Below are 15,913 nucleotides of genomic sequence, written 5' to 3' on the forward strand. Positions count from 1 at the left end.
GGGGGCGCCTTCAGACCGGCACGAATTCGCGCGAGGTCCCTTCGCTCTCGATCAATTCGACGACGACGAACTCCCGGGTGAGAAAGAACTGCACCGGAGCGCCGTCGAAGGCGATTGCCGGCTTCGCCGCGCCCGTCGGTGTCGCACCGCGTGCGCGGAAATAGTCCGCGGCGGCTGCCAGATTCGTCACCCGGTAGGCGACCTGATTGATCACGCCCCTGCCCGACGCCGCGATCTTTGCAACCGGAGAATTGTCCCCGAACGGCGCGATGAGTTCGAAGATCACGCCGCCCGCGTCACGCAGGAACTGTACGGAGACGCCGAGCACGGGATCGTCATAGACCCGCGTGGCCGAAACGATCGGCAGCAGCGAACAGACATTGGCGAACCCGGACGTCAGGTCCCGCACGACCAGGCCGACATGGTCGAAGGTCAGCTCGGGACGCGCGGAAGACGACATCAGTTCGGTCTTGCGATGATGCAGGCGGAAATCGTGAGCTTGTGCTTCCGCGCCTGTTCCATCGTGTGGTTGGTCATCGGGAAGAATTCCGCGCGCTCGATCTCGAAGCAGGCTGCGCGGACCGCGTCGACCGCCTCTTCCGGCGAACGCAGCAGATAGAGGTGATCCGGCGCGGGGCTGTTGATCGGAACGTTGACGAACAGCCGGCCGCTCGGCTTGAGCAGCGACCGCAGCTTGACCAGCGCCCCCTTCGGGTCCTCCAGATGCTCGAGAACCTCGGAGAAGGTCAGGCAGTCGAACTTCGCGCTATCGTCGGGCACCGCGTACAGATCCTGCAGCACCAGCTCGGGCTTCTTGACCGACATGCCCATGACCGTCAGCGCATCCCAGGTCTGCCCGATGCTCGCCTTGCTGACGTCCCAGCCCTTTACGCTGCCCGACCTCTCGTCCTTGAGAGCCTGATAGAGCAGCAATCCGTGCCCCGGGCCGATCTCGAGATAGTCGTAATTGGCAGGTGCCTGCTTCAGGAACACGTTGCGATAGAACTGATAGCAGGCCGTGTGGTTCGACCAGTAGATCTGGGTCAGCAGCAGGCCATCCATGTAGCGGCCCATATATTCGGTATCGCTATAGACGAGGCGATTGGCTTCCTCGAAGGTCTGGAGCCGGTATCGCCCGTTGCGCCGGAAGAATATCTCTTCTTCGCGGACGATCTTGCAGATGAAATCGTAGCCGTCGCAGATCTCGCCGAGGCGCGGACCTGCAATCTGGCGGATCTGGCTGGCCAACTCCTCCAGCGTCGTGAAGTCGTCTGCCGACGCACGCGAGAATCGCGTCTCGAGGTAGGCGCGATGCGCCGGCGTCCGCTCGTACTGAGTCCGCATCAGCGCCGCGAGCTGCGGAAAACGCTGTTCATCGATCTGGCTTGATGCCGTGCTCAAAGTCTGTCTCCCCTCAAAGCGCGCCGACGGCATCGCGAATGCGGATGGGCGGCTTCTTGTCCTGATAAGCGTTCACGGAGAGCTCCCAGGCAGTCTCGCCGCCGGGACGTTCGCCGGTCAATTCGAATCCGAGATTGCGGTAGTGATCCGCGACCATCATGTTCTTCTTGGTCGGGACGTAGACGCCGCGCACGAAGCCCTTGCCCAGCTCCCGCGCGCGAGCAACCAGCAAATCCAATGTCGCCTCGGGAACGCCGCGACCAAGGACGCGGCACGACATCAGCCAGGTATCGATCTCGATTGCATCGGTGCCGACATCCGCGATCACGACGCCAATCATGCCGTTGTCACCGAACGTGTCGCTGAGCCGCATCTGCATGGTGATACGGCGTGGATCGGCCTCGGCCGTCGCTACATCGACTTCCGAATAGCGCCGGGTGGTCAGGTTGAACTGGTTCGACTTCGAGATCAATTGCGCGATCCGCTTGCGTCCGATCGCATCAAACGGGTTGACCTGCAATTCCATGTCGAGCGACTGGAGATAGTCCTCCTGCCGCGCGAACGACTTCAGTTGGGCGGTGCGCCGGGCATCGGCCCGATAATATGCCGCCCGGTCACGATCCTCGGCCGTAAATCCCGTAGCCTCGAAGTAGCACGCGGACTGGAACACCGGGATCCACTCCGTCACATCCTTGGGCACTTCGGGCACCGCGACCTGAGGCAGGGCAAAGCGGACTTGGGCGCGTTCCGCGGGATTGTCGTCCAGGAAGACAAAGCTATCGAGACCAAGGCTGAGAATCTCGGACAGCGCCTGCAGATTGGCAGCCTTGTCGGTCCAGTTGATCTGGAAGACGGCGATGTCCTCCTCGACCAGCACCATCTCCGGATGCGTGCGAAATGCATCCAGAGCGACGCTCTCCTCGTTCTTGGAAGACACGCAGAGCACGATGCCGCGGTCGCGCAATTCCTTCGCCATGGCCTGGAGCGCGCAGTGGGCCTCCCCAATCGGACTGCCGGGGCCGAGCAGCAGATTCTCCTTGCCGTCGTCGCCGACGATCCCGCCCCACATGGTGTTGTCGAGGTCGAGCACGAGAACCCGGCGCGACTTGCCGAATTTCAGCGCGACCAACCTGACCAGGTGCTCCGCATAGAGCGGCGCATTCTCCGGCGCGAACGGATACTTGGCCAGTGCCCAGTGCCGCGCGGAGTGCCAATTGTCCTGGCCGGTCCTTTCGGACAGCATTGCAACGTCCAGCAAGAGATCACCGCTGGATCTCACGAACTCGGACAGTCCGGCATTCACGCGGCCGACGAGGTCGACGTGCGAGCCCGGTATCAGCCGGTCGACATGGAGCCTGACGTGCGCGGGATCCGGCGTCAAAGTCTGGAAGACCACTGGCTTCTTGAGCGACGAACCAATGCGCTCGCGGATGGCACGCAGGCGCTCGAGCGCCCGGTCCGCGATTGCCGTGGCGGCCTCGGGATTCCCGGGCGCCGGCCGCAGGCCGAAAGCATGCACGTCCATTGCGAGAACGACGATATCGGGGCCGAACGCGGCGATGCCGTCACCATCGCGCCCCAGCAAAACCTCAGGATCTTCGTATTCGGAGATCATGACATCGACACGCAGACCATGCCGGAGCCCAGTGCCGATCAACGTCTCTTTTAGGTGCCGCGCGGTCGAATTCGAGAGCAACAGAACGCGGACGGCTTGCAGGCCGCTCTGTCCCGTCGAGTCCTGAACTGCGGAGAGGCCGATTGCGAGCCGCCGCAAGCCGCCTGCATCCCATTCGTACTGCGCCAGGCGAACCAGATCGGCGACACCGCTTCCGCTGAGGTTGCGGGTTCGCTCGATGTCACCTGCCGTGGGCTGTGGCAACCACCTCATCATCGGCTTGATCACGGCAGGCTCGCTCGTACTGAGAAGAACTGGCCAACGTCACGCGGCGATCATCGAGATCAAATCGCCCACCGAGCGAATGTTCTCGATCTGCGCAGCCTCGAACTCGCGATCGAACTCTCTTTCAACCGCGGCGACAATGCGAATTGTCGCAAGGCTATCCCATCCATCCACGTCGTCAGGGGTGGACTGCGGCGAAATCTGCAAATTCGGGAGATCGAGTTCCTCCCGGAAAATTGCCTGCAATCGGCCAATGACGTCTGCCTGCTTATCCACTGATCAAGCCCTTCGAGGTCGAGAAACGCCTTCATATACTCCGATCCGCACCGCTTCAACCGGAGTTTTCTTCTTTGATTTCAACGCAATAGCATCACGCAAGAAAGCGCCTGTGCAAAGGCAAGCGGTACATGCTGATACCACGCCGGCCGAGGGAAACACCGGTCATGATCGCGTCGCGCGCCGGAATCGACCACATCCACAAGTTCGACAGGCGAAATTCGATGTACTGGTCGCGGGGATAATGGCCGCCGAGCCATGCCGCATCGAACGCGCCGTTTCGGTTGAGATAGGTGTGCGTCCCTTCCTGGCCGTCGCGGGTGCGCCAGCGATACGTGGTCGTGCCGTGAAAAACCGCTGCGAAATCCGACCTCTCGTGACGAAGGATGCTCTCGACGGCGTGCAGCGGCGTCAAGGTCGCCAGAAATCTTCCGACCCCCAGCCCGACACAGACGGCGTCGAGCTCCATCAGCCTCTGATAGGGGGATTCCGGATCCCACGGCGTTTCCGTGGTCTGGTGATCCCTGACGAGAAACTCCGCCTGCGGCCCCAACGCAATGACGGAGGACGAGTTGTGAATGCTGCGCTTGACGCCGCGATAGCGCCTGAATGTCTCGGCGATAAGGCCCGTGGACACGGGTTCCCTGTGGATTTCCAGAATCCTGCGATCGTCGACGACGAGGGGAATCGCGGACATCACCAGCGTGCCGTCAGGACCGATCAGTTCGAGCAGCAAATCGATCACCGACGACGGCTTGCCGGGAAAATTGTAGAATTCGTTCCAGGAAGACTGCACCCACACGGTGGCGCCCGCCTTGATACCCAGCCTCTCAAAGGCCGACCGCAATTCTGGAACCGAAATGGGCTCCTTGAAAAACCTCTTCTCGAGGGAGAGCCTGCGAAGCCGGACGTAAGACCGCAGGTCCTGTCGGCCCAATACGCGCCGCAGGCTGGAAATTACGAGTTGGCGAACTGAGGCTGACATCTTGAGCAGCGTAAACCCTGGTGCAGGTCGTCAGCTATCAGGCCGCCCCTGCGATGTCGACCGGATCCTTGAATTTCGGATTATTATCACAAGCGGCGGCTTCCGGGCAGATTTGCAACCGGGACCACGGCCGGTTTGATTCGCAACTGGCGTTGCTGTAGCAACGTTCGCCATCCGGCCCATAGCCTGCCGTTCGTCGAGGAAGACGATTGTGAAGACAATCAGCGTTATCACGCCCTGCTATAACGAAGAGCTGAACGTGCGGGATTGCTACGAGGCGATCCGGCAGGTCTTCGACAACGAGCTCAAGGGCTATCAGCGCGAGCACATCTTTTGTGACAACGCCTCTGACGACCGCACCGTGGAGATCCTGCGCGAGATCGCCGCGCAGGACCCCGCGGTCAAGGTCATCGTCAATGCGCGCAATTTCGGGCCGCTGCGCAATACCTACAACGGGGTCATGGCGAGCACCGGCGACGCCGTTCTCCTGTTCATGCCGGCCGACCTCCAGGACCCGCCGGACCTGCTGCCCCAATTCGTCAAGCTGTGGGAGGCCGGCAACGAGATCGTCTACGGCATCCGCGCCGTCCGGGAGGAAGGCCGTTTGATGCGTGGGCTGCGCAATGCCTACTACCGCATTCTGACCCGGTTCTCCGAACTCAAGGTGCCCCCAGGCGTCGGTGACTTCCAGCTCGTCGACCGGCGCGTCGTCGAGGCGATGCGGCACGTCCGCGACGCCTATCCGTTCATGCGCATGATGACGTTCGAGTGCGGCGGCCGCATGGTCGGCGTACCCTACACCTGGCGCGAACGAAAAAAAGGATTCTCGAAGAACCGCGCCGGTGCGTTGATCGACCAGGGCCTCAACGGACTGGTGTCCTTCACCACGGCGCCGGTGCGTTTCGGGTTGTTCGCGGGCTTTCTGATCTCGGCCGTGAGCATCACTTACGCGATCGCCAACTTCATCATCGGCCTGGTGCTTTACCAGAAGCTCGCCGAGCCGGGCATCCTCACCCTGATCGTCGCCATGTTCTTCTTTGGCGGCGTGCAGCTGTTCTTCATGGGCATGATCGGCGAATATGTGCTCGCGATCTACGGACAGGTTCGCGAGAAGCCCGTGGTGTTCGAGCGTGAGCGCGTCAATTTCGGCCCGCCGCCACCGAAGGCGTGAGACGAAGCCAAATCAGCGCCTCGCCAATGCCTGCTCGATCCGCGCGACGACCGCCGGCACGGAAAGGCCGGCGGCATCCAGGAGCGCCTCGCGCGATCCCGCGCTAGAGGTTTTGCCGCCCTGCTCGGGAATGCCGATGCCCGTGACCGGCGGCCGAGCGGCATCGCCGGCGAATGCACCCGCCACCAGGCTGAACAGACCGCCGCGCAGGATGTGCTCCTCGAGCGTCACGATGAGCGATGCGTCGCTTACCGCCTCGCGGATCACGGCCTCGTCGAGCGGCTTCAGGCAGGAGACGCTGACCACGCCGACGTCCCGGCCGCGCGCAGCCAGCGCATCGGCCGCTTCCAGCGCGCGGGAGGCGATCGGGCCGGAGGCGAGGATGACGACGTCCCGCCCTTCGCGCAGAAGCCGCGGCTTGCGCAAATCGGTCACGACGGGGCCGAGATTCGGCTCGCCCTGCCGGCTGAGCCGCAGATAGGACGGCTTGCCACTTCCTGCGATCAGGCGCGTTGCGGCGCGGACTTCCATGGGGTCGCAGGGCACGAACACTTCGATGCCCGGCAGCATCGACATGATACCGGCATCCTCCAGCGCGTGATGAGTATAGCCCTGGCTGCCATAGGCATAGCCGGCGCCCACCGCCACGACCTTGACGTCGGCACCGTGGTAGCAGACGTCGTTGCGGAGCTGCTCGAGGCAGCGCAGCGTCGGGAAATTGCCGATCGAGTAGATGAAGACGGTCTTGCCCGACAGCGCGATGCCGGCGGCCATGCCCGCCATGTTCTGCTCCGCGACGCCGACATTGATGAAGCGGTCGGGAAATTTCGCCGCAAACGGCTCCAGCACGGAATAGCCGAGATCGCCGCAGAGCAGCCAGATGTCGGGGTTTTCGCTCGCCGCCTGCGACAGGCTCTCGATGAACGTCGTCCTCATGCGCCGACCTCGGCCAGCGCCTGCGCGAGCAGCTCATCGGAAGGAGAACGATAGTGCCATTCGAGCTTGTTCTCCATGAAGCTCACGCCCTTGCCCTTCACGGTGTGCGCGATCACGACGGTCGGCCGGCCCGACGGCGCCGGCACGGCGGCCAGTACGCGCTCGAGGGCGCCAATGTCATGGCCGTCAATCTCCTCGACATGCCAGCCGAACGCCTTCCACTTCTCCGCGAACGGATCGAGGTTCAAGACCTCGGCGACCGAGCCAAAACTCTGGATCTTGTTGAAGTCGACGATGACGCAGAGATTATCGAGCTTGTGGTGGGGCGCGAACAGGATGCCTTCCCAGTTCGAGCCCTCGTCGCATTCGCCGTCGCTGAGCAGGCAGAACACGCGGCTGCCGGCGCCGGCGGAGCGCGCGGCCAGCGCCATGCCGATTGCGATCGGCAAGCCGTGGCCGAGCGAACCGGTCGAGACCTCGACGCCGGGCACGGCGTGGCTGACATGCCCGGTCAGGATCGAGCCGTCGCGGCAATAGCTGTCGAGAGCGGCGAGGGAAAAGAAGCCGCACTCGGCCAGCGTCGCATACATGATCGCCGTTGCGTGGCCCTTGCTGAGCACGAAGCGGTCACGGCTTGCGGCCTGCGGATCAGCGGGATCGAGCCGCAACACCTGCGTGTACAGCACCGCCAGAATATCGGCCATCGAGAGGCAGCCGCCGATATGCGAGGCTTTTGCGGCATGCACCATCCGCAGCGCGTGCGCGCGAATGCGCCGCGCGAACTCCTTTGGTTCAGGACGATTTACGGGAATTGTCATGCCAGTTTACCGTTTCGCGTAGTCCATCGTCCAACGACACCTCGGGCTTCCAGCCCAGTGCGAGCATGCGCGAAACGTCCGCGGCCAGGACCATAACCTGATCGGGACGGTACGCCAACTCGCCGAAGCCCAGCGCCGCGCCGGGATCTATGAGATCGCGCAGCCGCGTCACCGTCTCGCGCAGCGGCGGCGCCTCGGGGCTGCCGACGTTGAAGACGCCGCTTGCATCCGCGTGTGTGGCGGCAAGCCGGAACGCGCTCGCGGCATCGCGCGCGTGCAAGAATCCCCAGCGCTGCTCGCAGGCGGTCAGCGCCATATGCTGGCCGGAGCGCAGGTTCCGGATCATGCTGGGGATCAACCAATAGTCCGCATCCTTCGGCCCGTAGGTCGAGAAGATCCGCAGCCACGCCGACCGAAGCCCCCGCTCTTCGCAAAGGCGCATCGCCATCGATCCGGCGGCGAGCTTGGCCATGCCGTAGAGCGTCGTCGGCCGCGGAGCATCATCTTCGCGGATGGCGCGATCATAGGGGCCGTATTCGGCCTGCGATCCCGCCCCGACGAAGATTTTGGCGCCGGCCGCGGCGGCGAGTTCAACGAGCCCGACCGTATCGGCCACATTGGCCGCCTGAACAGGGCTGTTGCGGTCGCTGCCCGCAACGCCGCGCCAGGCCATGTGCACAACCGCCCCGGGCGCGAATGCTTCGAGAGGCCCGCGCAGGCCGTCCAGATGCTCCAGGGCGCCCGGAATCACCCTCAGGCGGCTCGCTGCCTCTTGAAGGCGCCAGGGAGCGCTGTCGGGGCGGAGCAGGACCGCCACCTCGTGCCCCTGCGCCAAAAGGTCCGCAACGAGATAGGAGCCCAGAAAACCGCTCGCGCCGGTCACGAAAATACGCATGGCGTTCCGGGTAAATCAGCGGCCCGGACCCGTCAACGCCCCGCTTCGGGAATCACCCGGGAATCCCCGGGGATGGAGCTGGGGACCTGGCCCTTCAGCACCATCTGAGCTTGATTATCCGGCTGATGCAGCTAAACGGGGGCCAGAATTGGCGTTCGACGACACAGGGGTAGATGCATGAGCGATTTCAGGCTGGCCATGGTTTCCGCGGGCTTCGAGCACGGCGGCAACGTCACCCATCGTCACTTCGACGGCCACCCCGACCTGCTCGTCTATCCCTTCGAATCGCAGCTCGGAAATCGCAACTTCAACGACTTCCTCGCGTCCGTCGAGCGGGTCCAGTACCGCTACCCCGAATTCCCGGAAGGGCTGTCGGCGATCGAGCTCTACGAGCAGATGATCGACGAGGAACTGAAGACGTTCCTGCGCAAGCGCAACGGCTCCAAGTTCCGCGACGCCGATTGTGTGCTGGACGAGAAGAAGCGCGTCGCCGAATTCGTCCGGCTGTGCGGCGAGGCGCCGATCCCGCGCCGCAAGGTCATCGAGGCCTTCTTCCGCTCGACCTCCGCGGCCTGGGAGAACTACTACGCCAAGCCGCGCCCCGGCATGGTGCATGTCGGCTACTCGCCCGCCATCGGCATCGACGCCGACCGCATGGTGCGCGACTTCCCGAACGTCCGCATCCTGCACATCGTGCGCAACCCGTTCTCGGCCTATCGCGACACCAAGCGCCGCCCGTTCCCGCAGCCGCTGAGCAAGTACCTGATCACCTGGAACATCTATCATTCGACGGTCGAGATGTTCGCCAAGATGTATCCCGAGAACGTGCGCATCTTCCGCTATGAGGACCTCGTCGACGACAAGCGCAAGTTCATGACCGAGGCCGCCGCCTTCATCGGCGTGCCGTTCGCCGACAGCATGCTCTATCCGAGCTGGAACGGAGTCGAGATCAAGGACTCCATCGCGCCATGGGGCACGGTGCTCAAGAGCACCAAGGACTACAACAAGGCCGTCATCGAGGAGCTCTCGGACGACGAGCGCAAGCAGATCGCGCAGGGCACGGCGGCGCTGGCCCGCCATTTCGGCTACGACCAGATCGACTATCTGGGCCCGCTCTATCGTGCTGGGTAAGATCGCGTTCTTCGAAACCGACGAGCGCCCCGACATCGCTGCCGAACGCGCGCGCATCCTGCCTGCGCTCCGGCAACGCCTGCAATCATCCAGCCGAAACGCCACGGTAACGCCGGCGCTCGGCGGCACGCTGGGCATCTGCTTCGATGCCGAGATTGCCGGCGAGAAACGGTTTCTGAAGACCCATCTTCCTGACGCAGAAGCGCGCGGCAGCCTGACGAGGGAAGCCGACATCCTCGCGCAGCTCTATGGCACGACGATCGTGCTCGACCGTTTCGAGGTCCCGCTCGCGGACGGAACGAGCCGGCTCTGCCTGCTCATGCCAGCGCTTACCCCGCTGACTTCGCCCATCAAGCCCGCAAATGCCCTCGCAATGGCGCACGAATGCAATGAGCGGCTCGGAGATTGGCGCCCGGGCGATCTGCCGACGTTCGATCGATATCTCGTCTCCGCGGCGCGCGCGCTAAAAATCCTGTCGGAGCGCGACCTGCTCGAGCAGGCAAGCGCGGCCGAACTTCGCCGGCTCATCACGCTGCTTGAGGACAGCCTTCCAAAACTCCCGCAAGCGCTCTGCCACGGTGATTTCGGACCGAAGAACATCATGCTCGAGGGCGCGGTGCCGCGCGTCATCGACTGGGAAGATGCTTTCCTCGGCATTGCCGGCTACGACTATCTCTACTGGCTGACCTTCATGGAGAACCGGCCGTTCCTGCAAACGGCGGCATTCGGGCAAACCGGCCTTTTGTCCGATATCGAGCGCGCGATCCTCGCGCTCGTCGTCCTGCTCAAATCATATTTGGCGGTCTGCTCGGGCGCATATCTGAAGCATGCGGTTTCGCCGCAGGCACGCATCGCCGAGATTCTGGAGCTGCGCTGATCACGCCGCGTGCGCGGCGCCGACGACCTGATCGAGTTGGTCGCGCGAGAATGTGCGCAGGTTCCGGCCCTCGCGCAGCGCCTTGTACCAGTCAACGGTCAGACGCAGGCCCTGCGCCAGATCCAGCCGCGGGGTCCAGCCGAGCTCGCTGCGTGCCTTGGTGCAGTCGAGCCTGAGATAGGCAGCCTCATGCGGATGCGGACCGGCATCCGCGGTCCAGCGCGCGCCCTCACCCCACATCGCGATGAGATGCTCGACCACCTTGCCGACCGACACCTCGCTGGCGGCATCAGGCCCGAAGTTCCAGCCACCGATGAAGCGTTCGTCGCCCGCCAGCCGCTCGACCAGCGTGAGATAGCCGAGCACCGGATCGAGCGCGTGCTGCCAGGGCCGCACCGAATTGGGATTGCGGATACGCAAGGCATCACCGGCGAGAAACGCCTGCATCGCGTCGGGCACGAGGCGATCGCGCGCCCAGTCGCCACCGCCGAACACGTTGCCGGCGCGCGCCGTCGCAACGCGTGCCGCGCCCTCGGCATTGAAGAAGCTGTGGCGATAGGAATGCGTCACGAGCTCGGCGCAGGCCTTGCTGTTGCTGTAGGGATCATCGCCGCCGAGACGATCCCCCTCGCGGAAGGCCGCGCCGGCTCCGTTGTTCTCATAGCACTTGTCGCTGGTGACATTCAGGATCACCCGCACCGAGCGCAGCTGCCGCGCTGCCTCCAGCACATGCACCGTGCCCATCACGTTGGTCGCAAACGTCTCGACCGGCTCTTCATAGGACGGACGCACCAGCGCCTGCGCGGCCATGTGGATGACGATATCGGGCGCAGCCTCCGCCATCGCGGCACGCAAGTCGGAGAGATCGCGGATGTCAGCAACGCGCTGCTTGATGTCGTCGGCGATCCGCGCCGTCACGAACAGCGAGGATTGATGCGTCGGCGCCAGTGCATAGCCGTAGACGTCGGCGCCGAGACGGCGCAGCAGCAGCGAGGCCCATGCGCCCTTGAAGCCGGTGTGGCCGGTCAGAAAAACCTTCTTGCCGCGCCAGAACGCCGGATCCGTCACCAGACCCTCCATTTGGCGCGATTGCCCGCCCACTCGCCTTCGAGGAAGTTGCGGTCGCGCAGCGAGTCCATCGGATGCCAGAAGCCGGGATGCACAAAGGCGCGCAGATCGTCGCCGCGGACGAGTTGCTCCATCGGCTCGCGCTCCCAGATCGTCTTGTCGCCTGCGATCAACTCTCCGACCGACGGCGACAGCAGGAAGAAACCGCCGTTGATCCAACCACCGTCGTCGTTCGGCTTCTCCTCGAAATTGACGACGCGGTCGCCCTCGATCGCGACCGCGCCGAACCGCTTCGCGGGCCGCACCACCGAGACCGTGGCCCTGCGGCCATGCGCCTTGTGGAAGGCAATCTCGGCGCCGAGATCGATGTCGGCGACGCCGTCGCCATAGGTCAGCGCGAAGAAAGGCTCGTTCGCGACATAAGGCAGCACCCGCTTCAGCCGGCCGCCGGTCTGGGTCTCCTCGCCGGTGTCGACCAGCGTGACCCGCCAGGGCTCGGCGGTTTCGCGATGCACTTCCATCCGGTTCTCGGCGAGATGGAACGTCACGTCGGACATGTGCAGGAAGTAATTCGCGAAGTACTCCTTGATCATGTAGCCCTTGTAGCCGAGGCAGATCACGAAGTCGTTGAAGCCGTAATGGCTGTAGATTTTCATGATGTGCCAGAGGATGGGCCGGCCGCCGATCTCCACCATCGGCTTCGGCCGCGTACTGGTTTCCTCGGCGATGCGGGTGCCGAGGCCTCCGGCGAGAATGACGACTTTCATGGAAACCCTGCCGAGATCCGGGAAAATACTTCCGATTGGGCACTGGTTACTGCAGGCATTTTAGGCCGTCAATTGGGGCGCGCTAGCGACCCGAAGGCAGCACCGGCTGCCCGACCGCCGATTTCCGACGCATGCACTTCCGTGGCAGTGTCGACATGTGCAGGCCAACATCGTTATGGTCCGATTCTCAAATTGCCCTGATCCAGCCATAGACCAAGTCATGCAAAAACGGCCCTATCGCGCGCTAACGCTCCTTTTTGCGACCGTCCTTGCTGGTCTGTTCCTGCTGCAATTCGGAACCTTCATCGACCGCGCGACGCCGGCGCTCATCGACGATCACGACATCCTCTATCCGCTGGGCGACAAGCCGACTGCCACCCTTCATGAGATCTGGACTGATCTGAAAAACACCGATGAATACCAGGAACTGGCGCACACCGGATCAGCGACGCGATTTCGTCCTGCCTTCTATCCCCTGAAGTCAATCCAGACCTACCTGTGGGGAAGCAACATCCGCCTGTGGTACATCGCCAATTTCCTGCTGTATCTCGGCACGACGACGCTGCTTTTTTTCCTCACCCTTCGGACTTTCGGCATCCCAAGCGCGCTCGTCTTTGCCGCCCTCTATCTAGGCCACAAGTCGTGGGCAGACATCTTTCCCCGGCTCGGCCCGGTCGAAATTGAATGCATCCTGGTCGGAACATTTCTGATCTGGATGCTATGGCGATGGATCGAAAGCGGAAAAACATCTGCCTTCTGGCTCGCGATACCCACGGCCCTGCTATTCGGAGCAATGAAGGAAGCTGATTCACCTTTGTTGATCGCGGTCGGGGGGCTGCTGCTGGTTTGTGGCTTCCTCAGCGGCACCCGGCGTATGGTTTCGGCCGGAGCCGTCCTGATCGTCACGGGCGCAATCGTATTTGCCATCATGCTGCGTATCACTGCGACAGCAAGCACCGGACTCGTGGCGCCATGGGGTCCCTGGCAGTCCTACCGGGATCATCGCAGCAGCGACGCGCTCGCCTGGCTTGCCCTTGTCCCGATCCCCGTTCTGGCGGCCGCCATGGTCGCGCGTGGCTTGGGCCGGCTCAAGACGAGCTGGGGCGAACTTGCCGCGCTCATTCTAGCAGCGCTTTCGGTCGAAATTCTCCGATTGACGCTCTACTATATCAGCTTCTCGATGACGTATGGCGGGGTGAACGACGCCATCGGCATGCGATACGGTTATCCGCTGGCCTTGATGCAAGCTATGGTCGCGGCATTCGTGTTCGGCAGGCTTGCAAAGGACGGCGATTGCTTGGTCGCACCGCTCTCACGAGCCGCCGCGATTGCCTGTTTCTTCGCAGTGCTTCTTGTCAACCACGGCCTCTTCTCACCCTACACGTTCAAGACCCGCGACTGGTGGCTTCAGTTCAACACGGACGCGGACAATGCCGTCAGCGAAGCGGCCAGATTGCTTTATGAAGCCCGCAAGGAGAACAAGAATCCAGTGCTGATCGCGACGGGGCCTGCACTGGAATGGGAGCCGAAGCTTTCTCTCATCCTCTTCTTGAAACGAAAGATGCCTGACACGGTCGTGTACTTCGACCCGAACGAGCAGTCCTCGAACGCGACATACTACGGAAAGATGTCGATCAAGCTGGGCGGGACACCGCTGCCGCCGGAAATGCGGGCATCGCTGGCCGGACGAGGCTGCATCGTCGTTCACGTCGACGAGCGCGAATCTGCAGATCCCGATTGCAAGGCGTTGAACATTACGACCATCACCGGGCGCCCTGCCCCTTAGGTACCACCGCGCGTGACGCTAAATGCTACTCGTCCCGTCTGTTTAAACTCCTTTACGCGAAGAGGCCTTGCCGCGATATCGACCGCGAAAATCAACATGATTGTCTCGCGACGAGCGGTGCGTATAGTTTCACGATGCTGCCGTCGACGGGATGGGTGAGATTATCGACAAGCGAGCGTGGGGCGAAGTCGAGCCCCAGGCCCTCCCACTCCTCCTGTTTTAGGGAGTGTCCGCCAGTCCCCAGAATCAACCACGCACGCTGAAGGCGTTCGGGGCCAACCATCTTCAAGTATTCGCCTGCAAGCCGATGCGACGACGGATAGCCGGCAAAAATCCAGGGGAAGACCGGCATGTGGCCGCCAATCGCAAAGACCGCACCCGGGACTTCGCCGCTGAGGTCGATGGCAAGGTCGCCACGGCAAAAGCCGCGGCTCGCGACGTCACTCTGCAGCGTTTGGATGAATTGTCGGGTACGCTCATCAAGCTTCAGCGTGGAGCCCGCACCGACCCCAGTTGGAAGAGTTTGCAATTTAAGGGGCGTTGCCAATCGATAAGGCGACGTCAAACCCACAGCCGTTGCGCTGTACACAAGATAGGCACCGACGAACGAAACCAGCGTCAAGCCGAACGATCGCGGAAGCACTAGCGCCGTGGCGATTACCAGCACCGTCAATGACAAGCCCGGGAAGAGCGCGACCTGAAAGCACACCCTCCCGGCGCTCCCCAAAGTTGCAGCCCAGGGAATGATTCCGATCAGAGCCAGGAGTGCAATCCATCTGAGCCTGACGTCCCGCCGACACGCAATTGAAAGCATCGCGAAACCGCCTCCGCCGAGCACGGAAAGAATATGACAGTTCGCCGGATCGACCCTCCGTAAGAGCGACAATCCGAGCAGCAGCACTACGCAGAACGCAACCAGTTCACCCCATCTTCCGATGACACTCCGCCCTGAGTGGCGGGCAAACATGCATCCCAGCAGCAATCCGCCGCTCGCCCACCATACCCATCCCTCGCGAAGGAATTCGATCTGTTGATCGCGCATCGAGAAGGGGTTCGGATGGGCTCCGCCGAAGACGACCAAATAACCATTGATCTGGCTGACTATCGTTCCGAGAGGAAGACTCGCAGCCAGCACGATGAGGAAGCCCGAGCCAAACAGGATCGTGCGACCGAGTTGCGCCATTCTGGCTCGATTGTCGGGGAGCGCGCACAGGACGCCCACGAGATAGATCGCGCCATAAGCCATGACGTTGAGAGGCCTGGTAAATAGCGCGATGGCGATCGCAAGAGCCGCTAAGAAGGCGGAGAAAGCAGGGAGCGACTGCAGGAGCACCAATCCCAAGGCCAAAATCCAGCCAGCTACCAAAACGAGCCAGTTGTAAGATGGCGTGGGAAGCCAGTAAGTGTAGTAGAAGAACGGAGCGAGCAAGGTCGTAGCAACGATCAGGATCGCATCTGGATCTCGCCAGGAAAGCTTCAATCTTATCACGACAGCGCAGCCCAATGAAACTCCCAGGCCGGAAAGGATGACAGCACCGATGCGGTTGAACGCCGACACGGATTGGCCGGCGAGCAGATACAAGGGATGAATGGCGTAGCTGAAGAGTCCCAAGACCAGGTCATATTCCGCCGGCCTCTGGGCCAGCATCAAATAGAACGCCTCGTCGGTAAAATCGAAGCCCCTGTCCATTTTCAGGATCAGGCTCGACGCCAGAACGGTTGCTGAAGCAAGCAACACGACCGCCGCAACAAGACGAGGCCGCGAAATTGACAAGGCGAGAATTCGACCAATGAGCATATGCTGTTTGAGTCCTGACGATGGACAGCCCTTGATTTCCCGGCTGGCTCGATCCTGAGCAATCAAGCCGGTCCAATTGACGATCTCGCTGGAATATGACATGG

At 62.5% G+C, this 15,913-nt stretch carries 15 protein-coding genes; 4 read left to right on the forward strand and 11 right to left on the reverse strand.

Annotated elements, in window-relative coordinates:
• Positions 1–10 precede the first annotated feature (10 nt).
• The 5 genes from JQ631_RS20390 to JQ631_RS20410 form a co-directional block, all read right to left on the reverse strand.
• Positions 11–460: a VOC family protein gene (locus JQ631_RS20390; protein ID WP_212328683.1), complete on the reverse strand. Its 450-nt coding sequence runs from the start codon at positions 458–460 to the stop codon at positions 11–13.
• The gene (locus tag JQ631_RS20395; protein ID WP_212328684.1) at positions 460–1,401 is read right to left on the reverse strand and encodes a class I SAM-dependent methyltransferase; all 942 of its coding nucleotides are present in this window, start codon (positions 1,399–1,401) and stop codon (positions 460–462) included. Before JQ631_RS20395 ends, JQ631_RS20390 begins: the two co-directional genes overlap by 1 nt.
• Positions 1,402–1,414: 13 nt before the next feature.
• The gene (locus JQ631_RS20400; RefSeq protein ID WP_212328685.1) at positions 1,415–3,280 is read right to left on the reverse strand and encodes an HAD-IIIC family phosphatase; all 1,866 of its coding nucleotides are present in this window, start codon (positions 3,278–3,280) and stop codon (positions 1,415–1,417) included.
• Positions 3,281–3,340: 60 nt separating this feature from the next.
• Positions 3,341–3,577 carry an acyl carrier protein gene (locus JQ631_RS20405; RefSeq protein ID WP_212328686.1) on the reverse strand — a complete coding sequence of 79 codons (237 nt, stop codon included), beginning with the start codon at positions 3,575–3,577 and terminating at the stop codon, positions 3,341–3,343.
• Between the two features lie 94 nt (positions 3,578–3,671).
• Entirely contained in the window at positions 3,672–4,424 is a 753-nt protein-coding gene (locus JQ631_RS20410) for an AAC(3) family N-acetyltransferase (RefSeq protein ID WP_212328687.1), read from the reverse strand.
• 349 nt (positions 4,425–4,773) lie between these two features.
• On the opposite strand from JQ631_RS20410, the gene JQ631_RS20415 reads away from it, so the two are divergent.
• Complete coding sequence (locus tag JQ631_RS20415; RefSeq protein ID WP_212328688.1) at positions 4,774–5,733, forward strand: glycosyltransferase family 2 protein; 960 nt, start codon at positions 4,774–4,776, stop codon at positions 5,731–5,733.
• Positions 5,734–5,745: 12 nt separating this feature from the next.
• Here JQ631_RS20415 and JQ631_RS20420 read toward each other — a convergent pair whose 3' ends face one another.
• The 3 genes from JQ631_RS20420 to JQ631_RS20430 are packed head-to-tail and all read right to left on the reverse strand — an operon-like array spanning position 5,746 to position 8,382.
• Positions 5,746–6,669, reverse strand: coding sequence for a transketolase family protein (locus JQ631_RS20420; protein ID WP_212328689.1), 924 nt, complete (start codon positions 6,667–6,669; stop codon positions 5,746–5,748).
• Positions 6,666–7,487, reverse strand: coding sequence for a transketolase (locus JQ631_RS20425; protein ID WP_212328690.1), 822 nt, complete (start codon positions 7,485–7,487; stop codon positions 6,666–6,668). The genes JQ631_RS20420 and JQ631_RS20425 overlap by 4 nt, the downstream gene beginning before the upstream one ends.
• Complete coding sequence (locus JQ631_RS20430; RefSeq protein ID WP_212328691.1) at positions 7,462–8,382, reverse strand: NAD-dependent epimerase/dehydratase family protein; 921 nt, start codon at positions 8,380–8,382, stop codon at positions 7,462–7,464. Before JQ631_RS20430 ends, JQ631_RS20425 begins: the two co-directional genes overlap by 26 nt.
• Positions 8,383–8,559: 177 nt before the next feature.
• On the opposite strand from JQ631_RS20430, the gene JQ631_RS20435 reads away from it, so the two are divergent.
• On the forward strand, positions 8,560–9,513 hold the full coding sequence (locus JQ631_RS20435; protein ID WP_212328692.1) for a sulfotransferase family protein: 954 nt from the start codon (positions 8,560–8,562) through the stop codon (positions 9,511–9,513).
• A complete protein-coding gene (locus JQ631_RS20440; protein WP_212328693.1) occupies positions 9,503–10,390 on the forward strand; it encodes an aminoglycoside phosphotransferase family protein in 888 nt (295 codons plus the stop codon). The genes JQ631_RS20435 and JQ631_RS20440 overlap by 11 nt, the downstream gene beginning before the upstream one ends.
• Here the strand turns inward: JQ631_RS20440 and rfbG are convergent, their stop codons facing one another.
• Together rfbG and rfbF are read right to left on the reverse strand one after the other, a co-directional pair.
• Complete coding sequence (gene rfbG / locus JQ631_RS20445) at positions 10,391–11,458, reverse strand: CDP-glucose 4,6-dehydratase (protein WP_212328694.1); 1,068 nt, start codon at positions 11,456–11,458, stop codon at positions 10,391–10,393.
• Positions 11,455–12,225 carry a glucose-1-phosphate cytidylyltransferase gene (gene rfbF, locus JQ631_RS20450; protein WP_212328695.1) on the reverse strand — a complete coding sequence of 257 codons (771 nt, stop codon included), beginning with the start codon at positions 12,223–12,225 and terminating at the stop codon, positions 11,455–11,457. The genes rfbG and rfbF overlap by 4 nt, the downstream gene beginning before the upstream one ends.
• 220 nt (positions 12,226–12,445) lie before the next feature.
• On the opposite strand from rfbF, the gene JQ631_RS20455 reads away from it, so the two are divergent.
• Positions 12,446–14,011, forward strand: coding sequence for a hypothetical protein (locus JQ631_RS20455; protein ID WP_212328696.1), 1,566 nt, complete (start codon positions 12,446–12,448; stop codon positions 14,009–14,011).
• A gap of 91 nt (positions 14,012–14,102) precedes the next feature.
• On the opposite strand, the gene JQ631_RS20460 is transcribed toward JQ631_RS20455, so the two are convergent.
• On the reverse strand, positions 14,103–15,911 hold the full coding sequence (locus JQ631_RS20460) for a hypothetical protein (protein ID WP_212328697.1): 1,809 nt from the start codon (positions 15,909–15,911) through the stop codon (positions 14,103–14,105).
• Between the last annotated feature and the right edge of the window lie 2 nt (positions 15,912–15,913).

Origin of the sequence: Bradyrhizobium manausense (assembly GCF_018131105.1) — a bacterium.
Lineage (GTDB): Bacteria > Pseudomonadota > Alphaproteobacteria > Rhizobiales > Xanthobacteraceae > Bradyrhizobium > Bradyrhizobium manausense_B.